Annotated in this window: 21 protein-coding genes; 20 read left to right on the top strand and 1 reads right to left on the bottom strand. The window is 46.5% G+C overall.

The annotated features are described in order from the left end of the window. From PEPTYR26121_RS05150 to PEPTYR26121_RS05080, 15 genes are all read left to right on the top strand, one after another. Positions 1-1,143 carry a collagen-like protein gene (locus PEPTYR26121_RS05150; RefSeq protein WP_180499927.1) on the top strand — a complete coding sequence of 381 codons (1,143 nt, stop codon included), beginning with the start codon at positions 1-3 and terminating at the stop codon, positions 1,141-1,143. 3 nt (positions 1,144-1,146) lie between these two features. Beyond that, complete coding sequence (locus tag PEPTYR26121_RS05145; protein ID WP_180499925.1) at positions 1,147-1,548, top strand: hypothetical protein; 402 nt, start codon at positions 1,147-1,149, stop codon at positions 1,546-1,548. Positions 1,549-1,560: 12 nt separating this feature from the next. Beyond that, on the top strand, positions 1,561-1,851 hold the full coding sequence (locus PEPTYR26121_RS05140; RefSeq protein ID WP_180499923.1) for a hypothetical protein: 291 nt from the start codon (positions 1,561-1,563) through the stop codon (positions 1,849-1,851). A 2-nt stretch (positions 1,852-1,853) separates the two neighbouring features. Next, positions 1,854-2,708, top strand: a complete 855-nt coding sequence (locus PEPTYR26121_RS05135) for a peptidoglycan recognition protein family protein (protein ID WP_180499921.1) — start codon at positions 1,854-1,856, stop codon at positions 2,706-2,708. After that, the gene (locus tag PEPTYR26121_RS05130) at positions 2,653-2,928 is read left to right on the top strand and encodes a hypothetical protein (RefSeq protein ID WP_180499919.1); all 276 of its coding nucleotides are present in this window, start codon (positions 2,653-2,655) and stop codon (positions 2,926-2,928) included. The genes PEPTYR26121_RS05135 and PEPTYR26121_RS05130 overlap by 56 nt, the downstream gene beginning before the upstream one ends. Positions 2,929-3,388: 460 nt before the next feature. Further along, on the top strand, positions 3,389-3,685 hold the full coding sequence (locus PEPTYR26121_RS05125; RefSeq protein ID WP_180499917.1) for a hypothetical protein: 297 nt from the start codon (positions 3,389-3,391) through the stop codon (positions 3,683-3,685). Between the two features lie 43 nt (positions 3,686-3,728). Then, positions 3,729-4,175, top strand: coding sequence for a ribbon-helix-helix domain-containing protein (locus PEPTYR26121_RS05120; RefSeq protein ID WP_180499915.1), 447 nt, complete (start codon positions 3,729-3,731; stop codon positions 4,173-4,175). An 84-nt stretch (positions 4,176-4,259) separates the two neighbouring features. After that, positions 4,260-4,502 (top strand): hypothetical protein, encoded by a 243-nt coding sequence (locus PEPTYR26121_RS05115; protein WP_180499913.1) that lies wholly within the window; start codon positions 4,260-4,262, stop codon positions 4,500-4,502. 34 nt (positions 4,503-4,536) lie between these two features. Next, the gene (locus PEPTYR26121_RS05110) at positions 4,537-4,863 is read left to right on the top strand and encodes a hypothetical protein (RefSeq protein WP_180499911.1); all 327 of its coding nucleotides are present in this window, start codon (positions 4,537-4,539) and stop codon (positions 4,861-4,863) included. 15 nt (positions 4,864-4,878) lie between these two features. Next, on the top strand, positions 4,879-5,091 hold the full coding sequence (locus PEPTYR26121_RS05105) for a hypothetical protein (RefSeq protein ID WP_180499909.1): 213 nt from the start codon (positions 4,879-4,881) through the stop codon (positions 5,089-5,091). A 413-nt stretch (positions 5,092-5,504) separates the two neighbouring features. After that, complete coding sequence (locus PEPTYR26121_RS05100; protein WP_180499907.1) at positions 5,505-8,495, top strand: S8 family serine peptidase; 2,991 nt, start codon at positions 5,505-5,507, stop codon at positions 8,493-8,495. A 19-nt stretch (positions 8,496-8,514) separates the two neighbouring features. Further along, positions 8,515-12,114, top strand: a complete 3,600-nt coding sequence (locus PEPTYR26121_RS05095; RefSeq protein ID WP_180499905.1) for an S-layer homology domain-containing protein — start codon at positions 8,515-8,517, stop codon at positions 12,112-12,114. Between the two features lie 181 nt (positions 12,115-12,295). Continuing rightward, entirely contained in the window at positions 12,296-13,621 is a 1,326-nt protein-coding gene (mgtE, locus tag PEPTYR26121_RS05090; protein WP_180499903.1) for a magnesium transporter, read from the top strand. 76 nt (positions 13,622-13,697) lie between these two features. Beyond that, on the top strand, positions 13,698-14,327 hold the full coding sequence (locus PEPTYR26121_RS05085) for a hypothetical protein (RefSeq protein WP_180499901.1): 630 nt from the start codon (positions 13,698-13,700) through the stop codon (positions 14,325-14,327). Positions 14,328-14,666: 339 nt separating this feature from the next. After that, complete coding sequence (locus PEPTYR26121_RS05080; protein ID WP_180499898.1) at positions 14,667-17,966, top strand: S-layer homology domain-containing protein; 3,300 nt, start codon at positions 14,667-14,669, stop codon at positions 17,964-17,966. 246 nt (positions 17,967-18,212) lie between these two features. On the opposite strand, the gene PEPTYR26121_RS05075 is transcribed toward PEPTYR26121_RS05080, so the two are convergent. Then, on the bottom strand, positions 18,213-19,043 hold the full coding sequence (locus tag PEPTYR26121_RS05075) for a patatin-like phospholipase family protein (protein WP_180499896.1): 831 nt from the start codon (positions 19,041-19,043) through the stop codon (positions 18,213-18,215). Positions 19,044-19,205: 162 nt separating this feature from the next. Here PEPTYR26121_RS05075 and PEPTYR26121_RS09205 point away from each other — a divergent pair, with 162 nt between their 5' ends. From PEPTYR26121_RS09205 to purH, 5 genes are all read left to right on the top strand, one after another. Continuing rightward, positions 19,206-19,331 carry a hypothetical protein gene (locus PEPTYR26121_RS09205; RefSeq protein ID WP_281359987.1) on the top strand — a complete coding sequence of 42 codons (126 nt, stop codon included), beginning with the start codon at positions 19,206-19,208 and terminating at the stop codon, positions 19,329-19,331. A gap of 122 nt (positions 19,332-19,453) precedes the next feature. Further along, the gene (gene purF, locus PEPTYR26121_RS05070) at positions 19,454-20,800 is read left to right on the top strand and encodes an amidophosphoribosyltransferase (protein ID WP_180499894.1); all 1,347 of its coding nucleotides are present in this window, start codon (positions 19,454-19,456) and stop codon (positions 20,798-20,800) included. A 9-nt stretch (positions 20,801-20,809) separates the two neighbouring features. Next, positions 20,810-21,844 carry a phosphoribosylformylglycinamidine cyclo-ligase gene (purM, locus tag PEPTYR26121_RS05065; RefSeq protein WP_180499892.1) on the top strand — a complete coding sequence of 345 codons (1,035 nt, stop codon included), beginning with the start codon at positions 20,810-20,812 and terminating at the stop codon, positions 21,842-21,844. Continuing rightward, entirely contained in the window at positions 21,841-22,395 is a 555-nt protein-coding gene (gene purN / locus PEPTYR26121_RS05060) for a phosphoribosylglycinamide formyltransferase (RefSeq protein WP_180499890.1), read from the top strand. Before purM ends, purN begins: the two co-directional genes overlap by 4 nt. Then, the gene (gene purH, locus PEPTYR26121_RS05055; RefSeq protein ID WP_180499888.1) at positions 22,392-23,918 is read left to right on the top strand and encodes a bifunctional phosphoribosylaminoimidazolecarboxamide formyltransferase/IMP cyclohydrolase; all 1,527 of its coding nucleotides are present in this window, start codon (positions 22,392-22,394) and stop codon (positions 23,916-23,918) included. Before purN ends, purH begins: the two co-directional genes overlap by 4 nt. Positions 23,919-23,924 lie beyond the last annotated feature (6 nt).

Genomic DNA, 23,924 nt, shown 5'->3' with positions numbered 1-23,924 from the left:
ATGAAAAGGGTTACGCTTGGGCGATTTGCCTTCCAGTACCGCTCTAAGGCGGAGTGGGAGGCGTCGCAACTCATTTTATATGCGGGGGAACTCGCCGTGGAAGGTGATACGGGGCTCATGAAAGTGGGCGACGGGAAACACTTGTACATGGAACTCCCCTACTTTAACCGCGGCGAAAAAGGCGACACCGGGGAAAAAGGCGAGAAGGGCGAAACCGGCGCCGCTCTCGCCATTAAAGGCACAAAAAACAGCACCTCCGACCTACCCAAAGTGGGCAAGGCGGGCGATGCGTATATGATAGCCGGCGATCTCTACGTGTGGAGCGATACGACATGGACCAATGTCGGGAGGGTCAAAGGAGAGAAAGGCGATCAAGGAGAACCGGGAGAAAAAGGCGATCCTCCGAAGATGACGATCTCCGACGCAGGCACGTGGGTAATCGACGGCGAGGACACGGGCAAGCGAGCCATGGGTCCGCAAGGCGAACAGGGCGATACCGGTGATCCGGGGCCTCGTGGATTGCAAGGAATCCAAGGCGAAGATGGGATCCCCGGCAAGCAAGGGCCACCGGGGCCTCCGGGGCCGCCGGGCGTTAAGGGCGAGCCACTAAGATATAGCGATCTTACCCAATCACAAAAGCAAGAAATGGCCAACATGGTGAACGTGGATTTGTCTCCTTACGCTAAAAAAAAGGACATCCCCGATTTATCGCCTTATGCAAAAACCGCCGATTTAAAAACGAGTCTAGCAGATATGACGAGCGACTCAAACCACCGCACGGTAACCGACACGGAAAAATCAACGTGGAACGATAAGCTAAGTTCCGTTAGCGGAAAGGATGTATCCCGATCTAAGACAAAAGGATACGGCTCGGCGACGGAATGGTCGGAGATATCGTCCACGCGTGATGTGGAGGATTGGATCGGCGACTTTGATAAGCGAACGCGGGAAAATAAAAAAAGCCTCGGGAAGAAAGTCGATGCGGTTAGCGGTAAAGGGCTATCGACCAACGACTTAACTGATGCTTTGCTCAAAAAATTAAATAACGTAAAAGAACAAATTATTTTAACGCAGGCGGAATACGACAAGTTGCCGACAGATCAAAAAAATGATCCGAATAAAATCTATTTTATAAAGGCGTAAATTATGATTACAAAAGAAATAAAAAGCGCTAAAGTCACTGGAAATGAGATTAATACAATTCTATCGGGTGAGGTGGTGTTGTGGTCACGTGAGGCGATAATCAAAGAGCGGTTGAAAGCGGCGGCGAAAGATTTACGAATACAGGATGGCCGAGGAATCTGGCATGGTGGGGAAAGATTGAATGAAATATATAATGTTCACAGTGATTTTAAAACATTACCTTCATCCATCGAGGGATATAACGTAAACGTAACTTACAAATCGTCAAATCCATACTATTTGGACAAACAAGGGCATGTAAGCCCTCATAGTTCTGGGGTAAAAAGAGTTAGCTTATATGCGACAATTACTGATCGGACGACGGGTCAATATGTGATAAAAGAGTTTTTAGTATACATTATATAAAAGGAGTGATCTATGCAATTAGATATCGACGCTATCGCCAAATGGGCGACAGCATTTATAGCGATTTTTAGCTTTGCAAAATTGATCGTGACGCCTTTTACACGCGTCATGAGCGGTACAAAAGCGACGCTAAAAAGTTTGGAGGACACGATACAAGATTTACGTCGAGATATCCAAGACAGTCAAAAAGACCGCGACGATATCCACAAGGTACTCGAGACCCACGACGAGCGCATCAATCGCGTGGAGGATGACGTGATCAGGATCGATACCTTTTGCACAGCAAGGACAAAAAAGGAGTAGATATGGAGTTTATCTATAAGCCGATAACCAATAAGCGGCAGATCGGACGATATCGCAAGGCGAGCGAGATTAAGTTTATCGTCATCCACTATACGGGCAATTACAGCGTGGGAGCTAATGCGATGGCGCATTACCGCTATTTGCAAGGGGCGACACGGTACGGCTCGGCGCAATACTACGTGGACGATAAACAGATTATCCAAGTCATCGGGGACAGTCGGGTGGCTTGGTCGGTAGGCGACAATCAAGGCAAAGGGCGGTATCTCAATGGTTGCACCAATAACAACTCACTCAACATCGAGATGTGCGTTAACGCCGATGCCGACCTCAAAAAGACCTATAAAAACGTCCTGGAGTTAACAAAAAATTTAATGCGTAAATTTAACGTGCCGGCATCCAATGTGTGCCGGCATTATGATGTGAGCCGTAAAGATTGTCCCCACAACTTCCGCGCCAACAACTGGGCGCAATGGTGGGAGTTTAAAGAGCAGATTAAAGCGCCGATCGAGTGGCCGATCGACCTCTCCAAGTCCTCTACATTTGGCGAGGCGGTCAAGCCCTCGAAGGCACCCGAGGCAAAAGTAACCGATGTGGAAGATTTAGCGGCGCAGGATAAGGCGCGGAAGGAGTATCTTATGACACAAAAAATGGATCCGGATCACCTCCCCGAGTGGGCGGAAAAGGAATGGGAAGAAGCGAAAGAATTAGGCATTACCGACGGCACACGACCGGGCGCAATAGCGACACGTGCGGAAGTAGCGGCGATGTTAGTAAGAGCTATCAAGGCTAAGGAGGCAAAAAATGGAAAATGCAATTGTAATGACAACAGCGGTCTTAGGTATCGTACAGGCCTTTAAAATTGCAGGTTTACCGGCGAAGTATAGCCCTATCGTGGCGATTTTAGTCGGAGCGGTGATTTATGTAGCCATGGCGGGCATCTCCCCAGCAAATATCATCACAGGTGTAGTCATCGGCTTGTCGGCGGTAGGGCTATACGAGAGCGGCTCGAGAGTGGGAGATAAGGATCTTATTAGTCCGCAGGAAAAAGAAGCGTATTTGCGCAATAGGAATAAGTAAAAAATTAGCCTTGCTAGAGACATAAGTGTCCTTAGCAAGGCTTTTTTTGTGCAAAGGAAAGGCGCCGGGAAAGGAAGCCCGACGCCGAGATCGTGATCGCCTTGTGTTTCATCCAACATGACTATAAAATGCGATCACTTGCCTTTATTATAATGTAGGATTTAAAAACGGGCAACAGAAAAGGGGTCGAATTCGACCCCTTTTTCTGTATGTTTGTTTTTCTAAGCAAACATATTTCAATCCACGGGGAGGCATCTCCCCGAGTATGAGCATTGCTCTAAACAAATATATTTCAATCCGCAGGGCTTTGTCCTGATTATGATTTGAGTATATACCGCAGTTTAAAAAAAGTCAAAATAAATTTAAAAATAGTACTTGACTTTGTACAAACTCAAGGCTATAATATAATTAAGCTAAAGGAAAGGGGATCACCCCTAAGATATAAAAAAGGAGAAACAACATGACTAACAAAATCGTAACCATCGACATCAGAGAAAAAGCCGAACAAGGCGAAAAGGGTAGAGTTTACCTCATCGAAGGAGCATACGGAAATTTAGAATTTATCCCTCTATTTGGACAAGCCGATTATCGCAATTACAGCGATATCCAATATGTAGAGATCTTAAATGACACTTTCATGGGATTTGGAGCAGACGAAACGTACGAAAAATTTATCGTAAACGAAGCGATCGACTACCTCACGGAAAACGGCACGATCGAATACGACGAAAGCAACGGCGAATACTACTTTAAATAATGGGGAGGGGCGAAAGCCCCTATCCTACTATAAGGGGGTTATCATGAGAAAGATTTTAAACAACAAGGTTTACGATACCGACACGGCAAATTATGTAGGCAGTTACGAGTATGACATAACCAATAATCTTGGTTGGTGCATGGAAAAACTTTACCGCAAGCGAACAGGCGAGTATTTTATTTATGGTGAGGGCGGCCCCATGAGTAAATATAGCGTCGATTTAGGGAGTGGCAATTACAGCGGAGGCGAAGCTATAAAGCCCATATCCTATGACGAGGCGAAAATGTGGGCTGAGGCAAACCTCGATGCCGAAGAATACGAAGTGGAATTTGGGATCGTGGAAGAGGACGAGGAAATGACGTCGATCCACGTGCAGATCCCCGCATCGTTAAATGATCGCCTTGAAGCGGAAAGATCAAAAACCGGCATGAGCAAATCAGGAATCGTGATCGAAGCGTTGGAAGATTATTTACAAGTTTTTGTGAAATAATACTTGAATTTGTACAAACTCAATATTATAATATAATTAAGAAATAAGGAAAGGGAAACACCCCGAGATCAAAGGAGAATTAGAATGAGAACGAAAAGAAACAATTACTTTTTTGACGAACTAGGTAAAGCACTTGTAACGCAGGATATAGAAGAATTAAAAAAATTCTTTGTTCTGATTAGCGGTGAAGAACCCGAGGTCGAGGATGAAATTTTAGAAATTGTGATGCATAAGACAATTTTCCATCGATTAGATCTTCCACAAAGTTTAAGATTGAATTCGCTAAACTGGTTGACGGCGAGAGGATATAACACTAGGATTAATTGAAGAAATCACCAACTAAACAAAAAGGAGATCCAACATGACGAAGATTGAAATTACCGAAAAAATGATCAACAGCTTAACCGAACTAGGTGCAAAGAGATGGACGAAGGCAGGGAGAGATCGTCTATATATTAAAAAAGCCGCCCCTGAATTGATCGGCTTAAGATATAAAAGATATGGTACAGGCAACATAAGCGAAGCGGAAATCAACGGAGAGTATATCTCAAACTCAGCGTGTGGGCGTATCTTGAGCAACCTAGACAAAGCGTTTATCGACCTAAAGACCGGCGAGATTGTCCTACCAAATAACGACAAAGACGACTTAGAAGCAAAAATTGAGGAAGCACTCCTCGAAATACAATAAATAAGGGGGTAAATTATGAAAAACTTAAACATCGAAAACCTCAACACCGTAACCTACGACGAAGCCATGAACGAATACACCCTTGAATTTAATGTAGACGGCGAGATGGCATATATCAGAGTTAACGCCGACAACTACCCGGAAGCCGCAACAGATGAAGATTATTTTGACGAAGAAGAAAACGTAAATAGAGCGGTAAAAGAAGCGGAAGAAAACGGACAGATTTAAGCATAAAAAAGGCGGGGTGGATCCCCGCTTTTTTGTTTTATATCACAGTCCCCGACTAAACTCCCCGATTTTTAAATGATAATTGGAATAAATGGCTTGTTTTAGGCGTTGTTTCGAGATTGTGTGTTAGGTTCAAATCCTGTCATCTCGACCACTTTTAAAAGCGGCCGGTGAGAACCGGTCGTTTTTTTATGCATTTTGAAAGCAGTCTTTTTGTAAAGGCTGCTTTTTCTTTTTTGTAAAGACATTCTAAACAAAGATCCTTGTTCGGTATCGGCGATGAAAAATGAGGTATGAATTTCAATAAAATGAAAAAGACCTTGACGGTGATAAAAGAAGAAATTATAATGTTGATCGTACGATAATGATTATCATTTGTATTCATGATGAATCAATTAATAAGGAGGTTTTGGATGCAGAGAAAGATACTCAGCTTACTCTTAGCGGCAACCATGGTTTTTTCCTCAGCGGAAGGTGCCATTGCAGCGGCGGCCGGCGGCGAAAAAGCGGGGGAAATACATAATAAAGCCCCGCGGGAGAGTGCCATTGTCAAGGAATTTGAAGCGTCGCAGAAAAATGTAGAGATGCGAAAAGAAAAATATTCCTACATAGTTGAATTTTCTAATGAATCCGCTCGCGGATCGGTGAAAGAAAATTTAAAGAAGATGAAGGATTTAAAAATCCTCTACGACTATCACATTCTTTTTAAGGCGGTTTCCGTGGAGATCTATCCCGAACAGGCGGAAATCATTCGGAATATGGCCGGCGTGAAAAGCGTGGAACGTTGCGGAACCCTCGAGCCTTTAATGGAAAATGCGAGGAAAGTTGTAAAAGCAAACGAAGCTACTGATTACTTAAAAGCTATCAATGCTAAAAACCCCGAAATCGGAAAACATTACGACGGACGGGGGATGCTCATCGCCAATATCGACACGGGAATGGATTATAAACATAAAGATATGCGTTTAGATGACGACGCATTAGCAGCTGCGAAAATTCAGGGAAATAATTTAAAGTCTGAAGATAAAGCCTATTACTTATCGCCGAAAGTGCCTCGCAGCTTCAATTACTTAAGCGGCGGCACTATTACCAAGGAAATGTACGACGACGGAAGCGATTATTACGATCCTCACGGCATGCACATCTCCGGTATTTTAGCGGCCAACGCCACGGACAAAGATCTACAGGAGAAAAACGGGATTCGCGGCATTGCGCCCAATGCGCAGTTAATGGCGTACAAAATGTATTCTGACGCCAGCGACGGTTTTGCGGGGGATGAAACCATGTTCCACGCCTTTGAAGACTGCATTACCCACGGTGCCGATGTTATTTCTATCTCATCAGGCTTTACGGGAACGGGACTCGTAGGCGAAAAATACTGGGAAGCCATTCGCGGCCTTCGAAAAGCGGGCATACCCGTTTGCGTCGCCACGGGCAACTACGCCACATCCGCGTCCGATTCTTCTTGGGATCGCTATAGCAACAATGCTCTTAAAATGACCGACACGGGTAATGTTACCCGTACGGCAGCACACGAAGACGCCATTGCCGTCGCCTCGTCGAGAAACACCGTCGTAGAATTTAACGGCGTAAAAATCGGCGGAAAAGATATGCGCTACGCTCAAATCGGCGCTTTCTTCGATAAAGACCACTTCACCCAAAAAGATTACGATTTTATTTACTTAGGCAAATGCCAAGACGAGGACATTGCCGGAAAAGACCTTAAAGGTAAAATCGTCGTCATGGACCGTATTTTCTCCACCGATATGAAATACGCCTTCCAAAAAGTGAAGAATAAAGGCGCTATCGGCGTCATCGTCGTCAACACCGTATCCTATTACAACCGCGACGACTGGGAAAATGTACCCGCTATGGGTTATGAGCAAGATGAACGTACACAAGTGCAAGTATTCTCCGTTTCCGGTTACGACGGTCGCGATCTTTGGGATATGATCACCGGAAAACAAGGTAGCGGCGATGAAAAACAAAGTGCCAAAGGCGATTACCGCATGGACATGAAAGCATTTGATGCTCATAAACCTGCCGTCGGTCAAGAAAAGCGCCTGTCGGTCGAGTTTTTAAAGGACAAAATCAAATGGGGCGATGACGAAGTGCCTGCAGGCTCCACATCATGGGGACCTCGCACCGATCTTCTCCTAAAACCGGACGTTTCCGCTCCCGGTAAAAACATTTACTCCACCTTGAATGTAATCAACGGTAAGAGCACCTATCAATACATGAGCGGTACCTCCATGGCGACCCCTGTGGTGTCGGCCTCTACCGTATTGATTCGTCCGCGCTTGAAACAAATCGAAAAAGATCCTCTCATCAAGGGATCGGGTATCGACCTCGTATCCTTGACGAAGATCATGCTCCAAAATACGGCGCGCCCCATGAAAGACCCGACGACAAAAGATGAAAAGAACCAAACATTATTTGCATCTCCTCGTCAACAAGGGGCGGGCATTATCGACGTAGAAAAAGCATTGAAAAACAATGTCATCGTGTCCGTAAAAGCTAAAGGTGGCGACGGCGTAGAAAACGATTACGGTTCCGCATCACTTAGAGAAATTAAAGGCGGATCGAAAAACTTCACCATCACCCTTCGCAACATTTCCGACCGCGATCTGACATTTAACGTGTCCGCAAGCCCGGTGACCACCGACGGCGAAACACCGGTGAAGAAACTGGACGAAGAATACAAAGACGAAAAGAGCCAAGACGGACAAAAAATCGTAGCGGAAATCCACCCGAAAAAAGTAGAAGGCGCCCGCCTGAACCTTGCAGCCGAAACCATTACCGTTCCCGCCCACAGCAGCTACAATCTTGCGGCGAAAATGGACACGGGCAAGGCAAAGGATCAATTCGTGGAAAGCTTTATAAGCTTTGAATCGAAAGAGGCAGTTGAAGGTAAAGGTGAAAACGCACAGCCCTCCCTATCCATGCCGGTTATGGGCTTTGCAGGCGATTGGAACAAAGAAACCATTATCGATAAATGGGCATGGGAAGACGGCTCCAAATCGAAAGGCATCGTCGGATACGACGACGAAGGCAATCTGAAACGCCCCGGTACCATGAACAGAGGGCGAGGCGGCGAACACGGGATCGACCTCTTTAACCCGGCGGGCGTGATCCAAAACACGGAAGACGGAAACCCGAACTTTGAACAAGATCCCGACTTCTTCTCCCTGAACAACAGCATGGACTTTTCACAACAAACCACAGGCGACAGTAAAATACTCGAAAACTACACCACCGACAAAATGGTGACCCCCACCCCCCCTTATTTTACGCTCAGCCTACGATGCAAAAGTAGCCATCGTCAATCAACGGGAAGAAGCAGGTCAACGGGACTTAAAAGTGCTTTCCGTACAACAATTTATAAAAGGGATACTGAACAGTAAGAGCAATACGGCTAAAGGTATGAAAAAGTCTAAAATGAAAGTATTCCCCGAAATGCAATGGGACGGCAAAGTATATTCGCCGAAAACGATGCAGTTAAATGGAGAATATATTGAACCCGGTCTAACCCCCCTTGCAGAAGGTCAATACTTCTACAAATTCCAATACCGCCTCACGCCGGATTACCCCTATCAAGTATCCTATATTCCCGTAAAGGTCGACAATACGGCGCCGAAAATCCTCTCCGTCGATTGTTCCGATCCCGATGAAATTAAGGTTGTGGCGAAAGACAGCTATCACCAACACCCGGACAAATCTAAGACCTGGTTTAATTACGATCAGATCAAAAATCCGGCGGCCTTTAAAGAAGTAGCCAACAAACTTTGGTTCTTAGGAGCCTCCTTTGTCGACGAAGAAGGGAACCTGATCAAAGAGCCCGATTTGAAGGTGATCAACAAAGGCTACGATCCTATAAAAGGCGAAACACGCTACGTTATTCGAGGCGCCAACAGCAATCTTCAGGGCAAGACCTTGGAACTTGCCGCACTTGACGGCGCCGCCAACTTCTCCGACACTTTCCGCGTAAAATTCGATAAAAATCTTACAGACGGTAAGCTGAACTATCAAATTAACGAAAAGGCAAATAAGGATGAAGAGGCATACAAGGCAAATGATAAATATGCCATCGAGAGCAACAAGCTGAAGACAAATGCACCCCTCGAGAATAAACCGGCGGAAGAAAAAGAAGAAAACGACAAAAAGGTCGAAGGCGCACCTGAAATCGTCTTGGACAAAACACATTCCACTACAGGAAAATTAGAAGATTCCGATTTACGGAGCATACCGAAGCCGAAAACATATAATAAATACGACTTTATTACAGGCGAAGAAAAACCCTACACCGATTACGGCGATTTTAACGGCAAACTCGATGCCGATGGCAATCCTCTGTTCTATGAAGATGGAACGAATATGGAATACGCCAAGGAAACCATGGCGGGTTTGGAGAAAAAAGGCTATGTGGGAAAAATCACCCCCGATCAGGACGGTGGTTTCCGCATCTCCGGTACGCTGAAAAATGTATCGAAAAGCGCTAAGATGTATTACCAATCGGCGACCATGATGAAGACCAATAAGCGCGCCGAAGTCATGACCTTCGATTACAACGACAAAACCGACACCCTTTCCTTCGACTTCTACGGAAACAAAGATGATGTCAATAACGACAAGGGAACCAATTTCGAGCGGGATATTAAATTATATGTCGAAGATAAACAGGGAAAGAGCAAGGAGATCTTCTTCAGAATGCCCGAAGAAAAGAAAAAAGAAGAAGATAAAAAAATCCTTCATCCCGTCGAATCCAAAATCGGCGACGTGGAAGAATTGGACAACGGCGACTTAAAAGGCAAAGTCGTCGCCGATAAGGATGTGAACGGAAACCCCATCTTCAGAATGCGGGAAGACCTTAAAATCTATAAAGGTTACGCCGTTCAAATCACCTCCATCAACCCGGGCAAAAACGGACTAAAGCCCCTGGGATCTGAAATCTATTACAGCGACGCAAGCAAATGCGCTCCGGGACAAGAGTTCAGCAAACAGGAAAATCTCCACGTCAATATATTGCAGGGTTTCAACCATCTGAACTACAAGATCTACAAAATCGACTTAGATTCAAAAGGCAATGCCGTAAAAGTCGACGGAAAAGTCGTGCTGAAAGAAGACAATCTGATTTCGGAAAAAGGAAAATGTGTCTACTTCGATAAAGATGCCGTGCAATTAGACATGGATAAAAACTACTTTAATCCCACCCCCGACAACAACCTCTTCCTTCGCACCAGCCCCATGGTAATGAAAGGCGTGGTCGGCGACAAAGGCGGCTTTAACTGGCACCTGCGCATCAACGAAAGTATCGTCGATGAGTACCTGATCTACGGCGATCTGAAGAGCGACAACAGCCGACCCTTCGAAGTAAAAATTCCCTTTGAAGACGGCGACCGTTTGGATTGGGCGGCGAAAGATTACTCCGGCAACGGCATGCCCGGCGACATAAAAGACAGCGAAGGCAAGATCATCCAAAGAGCCCTCGCCAGTCAATACCATCTCTATCTGGACAATGTGAAGCCGACGGTTACCATTACGAAAAATGCCGAAGACAATGCACAGGCCATCCCCTATGGTAACGATAAAAAGCTTTACGTGAACGTTACGGATAAGCGCACAGGAGGAAAAAAAGGCCAAATCCAGGAAAAAGAAATCTTTATTAACGGCAAGCCTTATTCTGCCGATACGAAGCTGGAAACCTACGGCGTCGCACCCTACGAAATCAAAGTGGTCGCAAAAGACTACGCGCGGAACACAACGGTAAAGATCGTCTCCTTCGATCCTAAAGACAAGAACCTTAAGGAAATGCCGAACGCCGTGGTAACGATCAAAATCAACTCCGGCGAAGGCACGGGTACCATGGCGCCCATAAAGGTCGCCAAAGGCGAAGATATGGCACTGCCTGAGTGCGCCATTAAAGCGCCGGCGGGAAAAATATTTGCAGGCTGGCGCGTAGAAGAAGCCAACGCCTTTAACACTCGCGGCGATAGGAAGTATCGCAGCGCACGCCTGGAAGAAGATAAAGAACTGAAAGATTTACGCCAACCGGGCGAAGTGATCGATGTCAAAACCGATCTGATCCTCACCTCCATCTTTAAAAATGCGAAAACTGTGGAAAAAGTGACGATCGACTTCGAAAAAGCAGGCGGAAAAGGCATGTTACAAGCCCTCGAAGTAAAAAGAGGCGACAAGATCACCTTGCCGCAAAACGGATTGGAACCCCCGGCAGGAAAAGAATTTGAAGGCTGGATCGTAGCGGGACACACCATGCAACCCGGCACAGAAATAACAGTGAAAGAAAGCATGACCATTACGGCGAAATGGAAAAATAAGGCGGAAGTAAAGCCGAACCATCCGTCACAACCGACGCCCGAAACAAAACCCGACAGCGGCACCTCGAAAGAGAACTGGCTCAATCTTACACCGAAAGGAAGTTCACCTGCCGAAAGCCCGGCGAAGCCTCAAAAAGCTCCCCAAGCAAAAAGCGATTTTGCCGGACACTGGGGCGAAACCGCTATTCGAAACGCATTGAACAAAGGCTACTTCAACGACATTGCGGGCGATTTAGTCTTCATGCCCGATCTCCCCATTACCCGGGCACAATATGTCACCGTACTGGGACGCTACGCCCAAGTGGATGTGAGCAAATATCAAACAGCTTCTTACAAAGATCTTAAAGCAGGAGACTATGCCAACCCCTATATTGCGTGGGCGGCAGAAAACAAAATCGTCTACGGAGTGGGCGAGCAAAACTTCGCGCCGGATAAAACATTAGATCGCGCGGAAATGGCTACTATCCTCTACAGATACACCAAAGCTTTAAACATTCAATTGAAAGAAAGCGAAAAGACACCCCAATACACCGACTTCAACACCATTCCCAAGTGGGCACAAGAAGCGGTCATGCACATGAGCCGCTACGAAATCCTACACGGAAACGGAGACAACACCTTTATGCCGAAAGGACAATTTACACGTGCTCAACTGGCACAAATCATTTACCAATTAGGCGACAACTAAAAAGGTAAAACAAAAACAGATCGACTCCGGTCGGTCTGTTTTTTTGTGCGGATCGGGATAAATTGGGGAAAACTATCTTCTTTTCGTCGCCTATGGTATAATTTGGCTATTCATACAGAACGAATGAAAAAGGATTGGGAGCCCTCGATCCTTTTTTCTTGATAAAAAAAGGGGGGATGACATGAAACGTAATTACGACATTGACGAAATTAACTCTCTCCAATCGGAGATCAACCACATGGACCCGGTGGACCTTGCGGAATCATTCGACGAGATGAGCGTTAAGGAAATCATGCTGCGCTTTAAATTGTTAGATAAAGATTTGGCGGCGGATACTTTCGCCGAAATGGATCGGGATAAAAAGCGTGAAATCATCGAGCGTTTCTCCGATGAAGATGTCGAGGAGCTCATCACCGAACTCGACGAGGACGAGCTGGTGGACACGCTTCAGGAACTCCCCGCCAATATGGTGCGCCGCGTTATGGACGAATTCGTCGTCGGCGATCGCAGAAGAGTCATCAACCGCCTCTTAGGCTATCCGAAAGATTCCGTCGGCTCCATTATGACCGTGGAATTTTTATCGGCAAAAGCCACGAGCACTTGCGAAGATGTATTGAAGCGGGTCATCTCCTCGGATCTCGATGCCGACAAACTGGAGCAAATCTGGGTAACGGATAAATCACTGGTTCTCCTGGGCTATGTTTACCTGGCAGATATTTTAAGATCGCCGGACAGTGTATTGGAAGATTTACTCGAGCCCCTGCCCGGCTCCATCGAGGCGACGGACGACCAGGAGATCGTCGCGAAAATCGCCTACCGATACGATCTTTCGGAAATTCCCGTTACGGACTCCGAAGGCCGCCTGATCGGTATCGTACCGGTGGAAGACGCCATCGACGTTATGCGGGAAGAATACGAAGAAGACCTTTCCAATATCCACGGTATTCAGGAATCGTCGGACGATTCTTATTTGGACCGCTCCATCTTCGCCATTGCAAAAGACCGCACCACCTGGCTCATCATCTGTTTGATTACCGCCACCATGACGGGCTTCATTATTCAGCGCTACGAATCCCTTTTGGCGGCGAGCGTCGCCCTTACCGCCTACATTCCCATGCTCATGGACTCCGGCGGAAACGCAGGGAGCCAAGCGTCTACCACCGCCATTCGCTTCCTATATACAGGCGATATTACCTTCGCCGATACGCTGAATGTCATATGGAAAGAGGCGCGAGTCGGGCTTATGACGGGCTTTGTCCTCGTCGTCGTCAATTTTATACGCATGACCATTTTGGGGCCGGAAACATTGGCCATTAAGCTCACCGTATCCCTTACTCTCTTAATTACGGTGACCCTTTCTAAAGTTATAGGGGGCATGCTCCCCTTGATTGCGGATAAAATCAATGTGGACCCCACGGTAATGGCGGGACCCATTATTACCACATTAGTAGACACCTTCGCCCTTCTCGTTTATTTCGAAGTGGCGAGCCATTTATTAAATCTGTAAAGAACCGGCCCTTGCGCCGGTTTTTTATTGCGGCGAAAAAAGGGGATTGATAAAATAAACCGAAAGGAGGGGTAGCATGAAAAAGAAAATTTTGATCGTCCTCTGGATGATCTTAGCGGCGGGGGCGACCCTTGCGGTCTTTGTGTCCTATGTCTTCTCGCCAACGCCGAACATTGTGCGCAACGAAACCGTAGACGGTATTCGAATGGATGCGACCATTGCATGGGATGAGCGGAACCCCATTATCAGAACCTTTAAAGAGAAAGATTATATCGCCCTGACGGACGACAAACTCTCGAAAGTGCGGGATACAATCGATGGCAAGATCGAAGGGGACATTCCCTGCATCGACCTAAATAAAAAGGCGCGGATCTTCGTTCAATTCGAGAAAAATAAAAAGCCCGTAAAGCCGGAGAAGGCGACGATTAAAATCATCGCCCACGCCTCCCATCACGACGATCCTCAAAAAACGAGAATCATTACGGGCGAATTAAAAGACGAGGGAGATTTAGGGTACAGCTATACCACCAAGCGCTACAGCCGCCAATACGAGAAGTATTTCCTGGAATATTTGCAAGTGGAAGTCCACTACACCGTCGATGGAGAAAATTACATTTCCACCTTCGGCACCTTTCAGGGAAACGCCAATGAAGGAACGGACTTTTTCGATGATGAAGAACTGGAAACGCCCATAGAACCGGAATAAAAAGAAAGCCCCGAAAATCGAATCAAGAGATTCGAATGCCGGGGCTTTTTGCTGTAAAAAAACATTTTAGACAAAAATTAAACTTTTTACGGCGTTGCCTTTCGATGTAACCGATAGATTTTAAACACGCAAAAGAGAAGAGAAACCAAAGGTTCTTTTTCGAAAAGAAATAAATTGCAGTAATAAAAGTCGGCGAAAACAAAAACAAAGGGAGGGGCTGAAAAATATAAAGCCCCAAGCCCTTGAATGAATTGAAAAAACTGAGTAATATGGGAATTATAGGGATGAATGTGCAGTTTTTTAAACTGATACGTGTGATAAAAAAGGAGGAAAGGAAGAATGAAAGATAGAGAAGCGAGGAAGAGAATATTAAAATCATTCTGCGCTGCCTTTTTAGCTTTCGTCATGCTCTTCACCAATGTGATGGGCGCGGTGGAAGTAAATGCGGCAGGTGAGTTACCGACACCGACAATCAATGATGTATTTTATGGAACCACAACCATTTCAGGGGGGAACTTACATCGAGAGAAAGTTGATAAAAAGACTCTACGGGCGACGGTTTATGTAAAATTAACGGATAAAGATGGTGCGGAAAAAGCCAATGTATCCGTTACACCTGCACGCGGGAAGAGATGGACTGTAAGCTTACCTGAAGGAGTTAAAGTTGCAGAGGGAGATAAAGTTACGGTCTACCAACAACTTGGTGATGATAAATCACCGGAGGTAACTGCAGATGCAAAACCTTCTTTAAGTTTCAAATATAAAGATACACTTAAAATGCCGCAAGGCGACATTTGGATAGAAGATACTTCCTCTAATCTTGTGAATGACGATGAAAAGGCGGAAGCCGTTCAAATGTTGAAAGATGTAAACCCTAGTATAGCTACAAACTTTAAAGAAATTAAGTTTTCGATTAATGGGACCAGTAATGCTTACTTTGAAGTAATCTATACTGATGGTTCAAAAACTGAAAAAATTGAAGCCAAACAATTACACGTAAAACAAGTTACAGAAACATCCAGAAGCATCAATATTAATAATATTGTTGTAACTGATAAAGAAATCAAAGGGAAGTTGGATGGCGAACGGCCCTTTACAGATATAAAATTAGAAGTGATTCTCAAAGTTGGTGAAGGGGATCGAACACATTTCTGCAGCGAGGGCAAATGTACGACAACAAAAAACTCCTCAAAACCCATCAGTCTAACAGTAAATGACGATGGAAGTTTTATTTATACTTTGCAGGAGAGTGAAAGATTAGATCTGAACCAAGTGGTTGGCGTTGCTGTAAAAGAACCTCATAAGTTTAAATCCTGTAAAACAACAACTGTAAAATTGGCAAGTCCTGAAAAAACAGATGTCAGAGACCCCAGAAACCCGACAAAAGAAGATAAAGAAGCTATCGACAAAGCTATTAGAATTGCAAACACAGTGGATGGCGTATCTAAATTACCAAACGGAACTGGAGACTGGGATGGAGTGCCGGCAGTTATACAAATTGATGACAGCGGCAATGCCAAGATATTTAGTGGTAATGATGTAGCAGGTACTTGGGACCCGGACAATGATTATAAATTTGTTCCGGAAACAAATGCAGATGGTTCATATAAGTTAAACGATGGAGCTGAAGCAAAAACAACAATCCCGGCAAAAGACCTTGTAAAAAACCTTGCGCCGGATGCACCTGAAATTAAAGTAAATGAATCCGATAAGACAAAGATCACCATCAATGCACAAGCAGTAGACACAGACGCCAATGTAATTACAATTTCCTACACAGACTCAGATGACACAAGTAAAACTATTGAAGCTACCAAGGCTGATGATGGAAATTGGTCTATTACTGAAGGCGAAGGCACTGTTGATGCAAATGGTGTAGTTTCTCTTGAAATATCTAAGGTAAAAGGCGCCACGAATGTAACTGCTACTGTAACCGACAAGGGCGGTATTGCAGATGACGACAAAGATGCCTTGACCTCAGACCCAGCTGAATTTAAAGTAACAAAAGCAATTCTTGTCGAAGCCCTAGGCGGTATCGAACCGGTAGTTATGAAAAAGTGGGTCGGCGATGAACTCAACTGGAAAGACGGCGTAAAAGCTAAAGACGATACAAAAAAAGAAGATGTTGATAAACTTTTAAACGGTGCGACATTTGAAGATGTGACTGAAGAAAAGAGAAGCACTTCTAAAGAAGGTGACTTCACAGGTAAAATTAAAGTTACTTTTGATGATGGTTCTTTTATAGAAGTAGCAGACCAAATGCTATACGTCAGCAATCTTGTAACACCGGCAAACAAGGAAAACTTACCGGATGACGCTTTGAATGTTCAATTTAAACTCGGTGAAGGCGTCAAGGTAGAGGATAAGGATCCAAATTCCGGAGAAGTTACAAAGACAACAAAAGGTAATAAGGATAATCCGGTGCTTTATAAAGAATATAAGGTAAAACCGGGCACCGATTTATCAACTTATAAACATCCAACCTTGCAAAAAAACATATTCGAACTAATTGACGAGAAAGCTGATGAAGGATACACCGATCTTGTTTGGAAGGGTCAAGATGCTAATGATGCCAACAATTTCGTGGCAGCAGCTGGCAACAACGTCTTTACAGCCGCAGCTACGAAGACCTATGATGTTACTTTCGATCCAAATGGTGGCTCGGGTACCATGGATAGTGTGACGAAAAAAGCAAATGAAAAGTACACATTACCTGAAAACGGCTTTACCGCTCCGGAAAATAAAGAATTTGCCGGCTGGAAAGTAGGCGAAGAAGATAAGAAACCCGGAGACAAAATCACCGTCAACGGCGATACAGAAGTAAAAGCCGTATGGAAAGATAAGGCATCGACTCCGGGCGAAGGCGGTACAACTCCAGCAGACCCGAGCAAACCGAATCAACCCACCCCCGACGCTCCTTCGGATAATGGCGGCAATTACCTGATTCTCGAAAAGGTCGAGCCGAAGGATCCGAGCGGCCAATGGGAAACGGGACGCCATTACAAGTATCTCTACGGCTATCCCGACGGATCCGTTCGTCCCGAAGGGCAAATCACCCGCGCCGAAGCGGCAGGCTTGATCGCCCGCTTGGCAGAGTTGGATTTAAGCAATAAGGAAAAGCCCGACTTCAAAGACACGCCCTCCAGATGGTATAATTCCGCCATTAATGTCATGGTGGCGAAGGATCTGATGTTCGGCGATAAGAACGGCAATTTCCGCCCTAACGAACCCATTACCCGCGGGGAATTTGCGAGAGCCCTCTATTATATCGACACGAAGAATGATAAAGTGGCGCCTTTTGAAGATGTAAAGGGTCACGAATTTGAAGCCGCTATTAACCAAGCCTACGGCAATGGCCGTATTGCAGGTTATCCCGACGGAAGCTTCAAGCCCGATGCTTATATTCAAAGAGCGGAAGCGGCGAGAATGCTGAATCAATATGCCGATCGCGGCGTCACTCTTGAAGGTATGGCAGGGGTTAAGAAGGACGTTATTCGCTTCACCGATATCAATGAAAGCCACTGGGCTTATTACGAGGTGATGGAAGCGGCCAACACCCACAATTACCGTCGTGCAAAGGGTAGATTAAATGAAACCTGGTTGCGCATTATTCAAGACGACAATCGGGTGGCACGCTAAATTTTCGGAATTGAATAATTAAAAAATATCCATCGAGGATTTTTCCCCGGTGGATATATTTTTGTAAGAATACGAAGTTTTTTCATGATTAAAAATTAAATCGAAGGGTCGACATTAAGTTACTGACGTTTTTATACTCAGGAAACAAGCTTTTTGTTCCCCAAGGATTTTGAGAAATAAAAAGGGAGCCTGTTTGCGGGGGCTCCCGAGGGTCTATATTCTATTTGTTTTAAATTTTTATAAGGTTTATTTCGAAAGCCATTTTTCAATCAGGGCGCCTTTTTCATAGCCTTCGTCGTAGAGGATGTTCATTTTCTCCAGATCTAATTTCAGGGTCTTCATATTCAGCGTGGATTCCGGCGCGATGATCAGTGTCTTCTCGTCTTTTAATATTTGGCGCAGCTGACGATTATAGGTTTCGGCCCGCTTGTAAAGGGCACGGGCGAGGGTCGGATATTCTCTTCTGAGTCGCAGGACGAAGTAAAGATCGCGGCGGGCTCTCCGGAAGTAATCTTTCGGGCGCGTCAAGATGACTACCGCTTTGTCTACGCCGTCTTTTCGCGCTTTATCGATGGGGATGGGATCGGCGATGCCCCCGTCCACGTAATGGCATCCGTTGAACTCCATGGGGTGATTGACCACGGGTACGCAGGCCGAGGCGGCGATGGGGCCGTAGTGATCCTGCGATAAGTCACTTTTCGTAAAGTAAGTGGCTTTTCCCGTCAAAGCGTCGGTGGCGACGGTGACGAACTCGGCGGGGGAATCTTGAACCTTTTCGAAATCCAGAGGATATTCGCCGTCGTGGTTTGAGAGGGTGCCGTAGATGTAATGGAGATTGATGAAGTCTCCCGTCTCTTTATAATGTTTCACACCCATGTAATCGTCGCGAAAGGCGTAATTTGTGTAAAAGGTTTTGGAGCGGCCTTTTTGCTCCGCCAGATAACCGATTAAATTGCTGGCTCCGGCGGAAACGCCGAGGCAGTAATCGAAAGAGATGCCGCGATCCAAGCAATAGTCCATGACGCCCGCTCCGAATACGTCGCGCATGCCGCCGCCTACGTCGATAATTCCTAACATATGGGATCCTTTCCAATTTATGTTTATTCCATTTGCTTATGTCCATTATGACACGCTCTTTTTTCCGAGGCAAGGGAGGGAAAATGAGAGGATTTATTTCGCTTCTTAATTGTTCAGTCTTTGTAATTATGGTACAATGTAGCTGAATTAAGGGGGTATGTAATGATTAATCGGCTTATTCAGTTGTTGTGCAGAGCAAAGGGCGACGCATACGCTGAAAAGTCGGCTAAGGTTACGTTTTCCCAATTGTTTTGCAATTCCATGTCCGGTCTCGGGATCGGTTTTTGAAAGAGATACGGCACCCGTATCTCTTTTTGTGTTTTTAGGAGGTAAAAAAGTCTGGAGTTTAAGGGTTTCGCAGGACGAAGAAAGTTAAAACAGAATACTTAGGAAAGGATCGATTACGACGAATGTGTGGCGTTATAGGAATTTATAGTCAATCGACAGTAAGTACGAGTTTGTTTTACGGAATGAACTCCCTGCAACATAGAGGGCAGGAAGCAGCAGGTATGGCCATTTACGACGGAGAAGAGATTCGAAGAAAAAGATCTATGGGTCTTGTGATCGATGCTTTTACAGAAGATAATTTACGAGATCTTCCCGGCACTATCGGCATCGGCCACGTGCGCTATTCCACGGCGGAAGGGAGCCACGATTACAATATTCAGCCCATTATGGGTTTTATCGGCGGGGAAATGATCGCCCTCGCCAATGACGGGAATTTGGTGAATTACCAAATTTTGCGGGAACGCCTGGAAGAAGAAGGCATGATGTTCCAAACCACCAACGACACGGAGGTTATTCTTTACTTAATCACCCGCTACTACGACGGGGATATTGTGGAAGCGATAAAAAAGACCATGAAGGTCATCAAGGGGGCTTATTCCGTTACGGCGCTTATTAAAGATAAGGTCGTGGCCTTTAGAGATCCCCACGGTTTCCGCCCCTTGGTTTTGGGAAAAGACGGCGAGGATGTCATCGTCGCCAGTGAAAATGCGCCCATCGAAATTATCGGCGGCGAAATGACTCGAAATGTGGAGCCGGGCGAAATCATCGTCATCGACGAGAGCGGTATTCGCTCCGATCGCTTCGAATCTTCTGCTACGGCGAAGAATTGTATTTTCGAATACGTCTACTTCGCCCGTAACGACGCCACTCTTGACGATATTAACGCCTATACTTTCAGAAGGCGTTGCGGCGAGATTTTATGGGACGAAGCACCCTGCGATGTGGATCTCGTGGTGCCCGTTCCCGACAGCGGCATTCCTTCCGCCATCGGCTACGCTCAGGCGTCGATGATTCCCTACGGAGAAGGGCTTGTGAAGAACCGTTACATGGGCAGAACCTTTATTAAGCCGACCCAAAAGGAAAGGGATATGGCGGTGAAGCTGAAGCTCAATCCTTTAGGGGATGTAGTGAAGGGGAAATCCATCGTCTTGCTGGACGATTCCATCGTTCGAGGCACGACGAGCCGCAATTTAATCAATCGCTTGCGGGAGGCGGGAGCCAAGGAAGTGCATATGCGCATTACCTCGCCTCCGGTAAAGTATTCCTGCTACTACGGAATCGACACGCCCAATCGCAAGAATTTAATCGCCGCCAACCAATCGGTGGAAGAGATTGAAAAGAGCATCGGCGCCGATTCCCTCGCTTTTATTTCGGAGGAGGGTCTCGTAAGGGCCGGTAAGAAAGAAATTTCCAAATATTGTACAGCATGCTTTGACGGGGATTATCCCGTCGATCCGACAGTGATTTAGGAGGAAGTTATGACATTATCGTATAAAGACGCAGGGGTCGACATTACTGAAGGCAATCGCGCCGTTGAACTTATGAAGAAGGCCGTTTCTTCCACTTACGACAAGAATGTGCTGGGAGACATCGGTTTATTCTCCGGCGGATACGATCTTTCCGCCGCAAAAGACATGGAATCTCCCGTGCTTTTAGGCGCCACCGACGGGGTAGGCACCAAGCTTTTGGTGGCTCAAATGATGGATGTTCACGACACGGTGGGCATCGACCTCGTGGCCATGAGCGTCAACGATTTGATTTGCCAAGGGGCGAAGCCTCTCTTTTTCCTCGATTACGTAGCTACGGGCCACGTGTCCGCTGAAAAAATGCAAAAAATCGTGGAAGGGGTTGCCCAAGGTTGCCGGGAAAGCGGATGCGCTTTAATCGGCGGGGAAACTGCGGAAATGCCGGGCCTTTACGGCGAAGACGAATACGATCTCGCGGGCTTTGCCGTCGGTCTTTGCGATAAGAATAAAATCATCGACGGTCGCGACGTGGCCGAAGGGGATGTGGTGATCGGTCTCGCATCCAGCGGTCTCCACTCCAATGGCTACAGCTTGGCTCGTAAGTTTTTCTTCGAGCACAAGGGCTTCGATATTAATAGCGAAGTAGAAGGCCTTGACGGCACGGTCGGCGAAGTGCTCCTACGCCCGACGAAGCTTTATGTGAAGACGATCTTGGCCTTAACCGAAAAGTTTAATGTAAAGGCCATTTCCAATATTACCGGCGGCGGCCTGATCGAAAATGTGCCCCGCGTCCTTCCGAAGACTTTAGATTGCCTCGTGGAAAAGGGCAGCTGGGATATGCCCGATGTATTCCGCTACATGGAAGCATCCGGCGACATTAAGGAAGAAGAGCTCTACCGCTCCTTCAATATGGGCGTGGGCATGGTGGTCGTCGTGCCGGAAAGCGAAAAGGACGAGGTGCTCCGCTTTATTAATGAAGAAACCGACGATAAGGCATGGGCTATCGGCGTTATCGAACCCGGCGAAGGCGTCGTACAATTGCGATGAAAATAGCGGTTTTACTCAGCGGATCGGGCACAAATTTGCAGTCTTTATTGGACGCCGAGGCGGCGGGATTTTTCAAATCCGAAATCGCCCTGGTGGTTTCCAATAAGGCTGATGCCTACGGTTTAAAGCGCGCTGAGGCGATGAATAAAAAGACATATGTGGAGGGTGACGGCGATTTAGTATCGGTGCTTGAAGATGAGGGCATCGATTTTATAGTCCTCGCCGGTTACTTAAAAATACTGGAGGGCGATCTTTTAAGTCGTTACGATGGGCGGATCATCAACATTCACCCCTCCCTTCTGCCGGCTTACGGCGGCAAGGGAATGTACGGCATGAAGGTGCACGAAGCGGTATTTGAAGCGGGCGAAGTGCGAAGCGGCGCAACGGTCCATTATGTAAACGAGAAGGTGGACGGAGGCAAGATCCTGCTCCAATCTTCCGTGGATATCAGCCGGCTTAAGTCGCCTAAGGAAATTCAGGAAACGGTGCTCGTGTTGGAGCACGAGCTTTTGAAAACGGCGGTTCGTTTTTGTGAGGAGGGCATTCTATGAAGTACGCATTATTATCGGTAACAGACAAATCGGGGATCGGTGCATTTGCCAAGGGCCTGAAAGAAGAGGGCTACACCCTTTTATCCACCGGAGGCACGCTTCGCACCATTAAAGAGGCAGGGGTAGAGGTAGTGGCCATTGACGATTACACCAAGTTTCCGGAAATGCTCGACGGCAGAGTAAAGACGCTCCACCCGAAGGTGCACGGCGGTATTTTATATAAGCGGGGCGAGCAATCCCACGTGGATACGGTGAAAGAACACGGCATCGAAAGTATCGATCTCGTCTGCGTTAACCTCTATGCCTTTGAAGACACATACCACGCCAAGAAGAGCGACGAGGAATTGATCGAAAACATCGATATCGGCGGTCCGAGCATGATTCGTTCGGCAGCGAAAAACCACAAGGACGTTTACGTGGTAACCGATCCTAAAGATTACGATCGCATGCTGGATCACTTAAAATCTCCCGAAGACGATGTGGCTTTCCGCAGAGAGCTCGCCATGAAGGCCTTCAGCTTGACGGCCTATTACGACTCCATGATTTCCCGCTATTTCCGCGAACTTACGGGAAAGACGAGCGAATACACCACGATCGGCATGCGGAAAGATTCCGACCTTCGCTACGGCGAAAACCCTCATCAAAAGGCGGAAGTTTACTCCGATCCCATGGTGGAAAGCTACTTTACCCATATGAAACAGTTCCAAGGGAAGGAACTTTCTTACAATAACTACAACGACTTTAACACCGCCGTATCCCTGGCCGGTGAATTCGATCCTGAAAAAGACGGCATCATCTCCGTAGGCTTAAAACACGCCACCCCTTGCGGCGTCGCCCTTGGGGAAACGGCTCTCGACGCCTACAAAAAAATGTTTGAAGCCGACAGTCTTTCTATTTTCGGCGGTATCGTAGCGTTAAACACCACAGTGGATAAAGCGTGTGCCGAAGAAATGGTGAAGATCTTCCTGGAAGTGGTAGCGGCAAAAGATTTTACCGACGAAGCTCTCGAGGTCTTTAAGCAAAAGAAAAATCTCCGCGTCATTCAAGTGGATTTCGACGCCGAGCCCCTTAAGCGGGAAATGCGCATGACCAGCGGCAAGATTTTAATTCAAGATGCCGATCTCGGTGCGGAAGAAGATTATAAAGTGGTTACCCAAGCGGAACCCACGGAAGATCAAAAGCGGGATCTCCTCTTCGGCATGAAAGTTGTAAAATATGTGCGTTCCAATGCCGTGGTCCTCATAAAAGACGGAAAAACCTTGGGCATCGGCGGCGGCGAAACCAGCCGTATCTGGGCGCTCGAGAATATTTTCAACCACAATCCCGATCGGGACTTTACGGGAAGTGTTATGGCGAGCGACGCCTTCTTCCCCTTCGACGACTGTGTAAAAGCTGCGGCCGAACAGGGTGTGGCATCTATTATTCAACCGGGCGGATCCATCCGCGACGAAGATTCCGTAAAAGCTTGTGACGAAAACAATATGTCTATGGTCTTTACCGGCGTTCGTCACTTTAAACATTAAGGAGGC

It is taken from the genome of Aedoeadaptatus nemausensis (assembly GCF_903819165.1).
GTDB classification, from domain to species: domain Bacteria; phylum Bacillota; class Clostridia; order Tissierellales; family Peptoniphilaceae; genus Aedoeadaptatus; species Aedoeadaptatus nemausensis.
The sequence above is the reverse complement of the archived record's forward strand: the minus strand, read 5'-3'. Positions and strand labels throughout refer to the sequence as shown.

Bases quoted from the DNA above. Each gene is read 5' to 3' on its own strand.
- PEPTYR26121_RS05115 (WP_180499913.1), top strand. From the start codon at position 4,260: ATGAGAACGAAAAGAAACAATTACTTTTTTGACGAACTAGGTAAAGCA.
- PEPTYR26121_RS05095 (WP_180499905.1), top strand. From the start codon at position 8,515: ATGAAAAAGTCTAAAATGAAAGTATTCCCCGAAATGCAATGGGACGGC.
- PEPTYR26121_RS05085 (WP_180499901.1), top strand. From the start codon at position 13,698: ATGAAAAAGAAAATTTTGATCGTCCTCTGGATGATCTTAGCGGCGGGG.
- PEPTYR26121_RS05100 (WP_180499907.1), top strand. From the start codon at position 5,505: ATGCAGAGAAAGATACTCAGCTTACTCTTAGCGGCAACCATGGTTTTT.
- PEPTYR26121_RS05145 (WP_180499925.1), top strand. From the start codon at position 1,147: ATGATTACAAAAGAAATAAAAAGCGCTAAAGTCACTGGAAATGAGATT.
- PEPTYR26121_RS05150 (WP_180499927.1), top strand. From the start codon at position 1: ATGAAAAGGGTTACGCTTGGGCGATTTGCCTTCCAGTACCGCTCTAAG.
- mgtE (WP_180499903.1), top strand. From the start codon at position 12,296: ATGAAACGTAATTACGACATTGACGAAATTAACTCTCTCCAATCGGAG.
- PEPTYR26121_RS09205 (WP_281359987.1), top strand. From the start codon at position 19,206: ATGATTAATCGGCTTATTCAGTTGTTGTGCAGAGCAAAGGGCGACGCA.
- PEPTYR26121_RS05110 (WP_180499911.1), top strand. From the start codon at position 4,537: ATGACGAAGATTGAAATTACCGAAAAAATGATCAACAGCTTAACCGAA.
- PEPTYR26121_RS05135 (WP_180499921.1), top strand. From the start codon at position 1,854: ATGGAGTTTATCTATAAGCCGATAACCAATAAGCGGCAGATCGGACGA.
- PEPTYR26121_RS05120 (WP_180499915.1), top strand. From the start codon at position 3,729: ATGAGAAAGATTTTAAACAACAAGGTTTACGATACCGACACGGCAAAT.
- PEPTYR26121_RS05075 (WP_180499896.1), bottom strand. From the start codon at position 19,043: ATGTTAGGAATTATCGACGTAGGCGGCGGCATGCGCGACGTATTCGGA.
- PEPTYR26121_RS05140 (WP_180499923.1), top strand. From the start codon at position 1,561: ATGCAATTAGATATCGACGCTATCGCCAAATGGGCGACAGCATTTATA.
- purM (WP_180499892.1), top strand. From the start codon at position 20,810: ATGACATTATCGTATAAAGACGCAGGGGTCGACATTACTGAAGGCAAT.
- purN (WP_180499890.1), top strand. From the start codon at position 21,841: ATGAAAATAGCGGTTTTACTCAGCGGATCGGGCACAAATTTGCAGTCT.
- purF (WP_180499894.1), top strand. From the start codon at position 19,454: ATGTGTGGCGTTATAGGAATTTATAGTCAATCGACAGTAAGTACGAGT.
- purH (WP_180499888.1), top strand. From the start codon at position 22,392: ATGAAGTACGCATTATTATCGGTAACAGACAAATCGGGGATCGGTGCA.
- PEPTYR26121_RS05125 (WP_180499917.1), top strand. From the start codon at position 3,389: ATGACTAACAAAATCGTAACCATCGACATCAGAGAAAAAGCCGAACAA.
- PEPTYR26121_RS05130 (WP_180499919.1), top strand. From the start codon at position 2,653: ATGGAAAATGCAATTGTAATGACAACAGCGGTCTTAGGTATCGTACAG.
- PEPTYR26121_RS05080 (WP_180499898.1), top strand. From the start codon at position 14,667: ATGAAAGATAGAGAAGCGAGGAAGAGAATATTAAAATCATTCTGCGCT.
- PEPTYR26121_RS05105 (WP_180499909.1), top strand. From the start codon at position 4,879: ATGAAAAACTTAAACATCGAAAACCTCAACACCGTAACCTACGACGAA.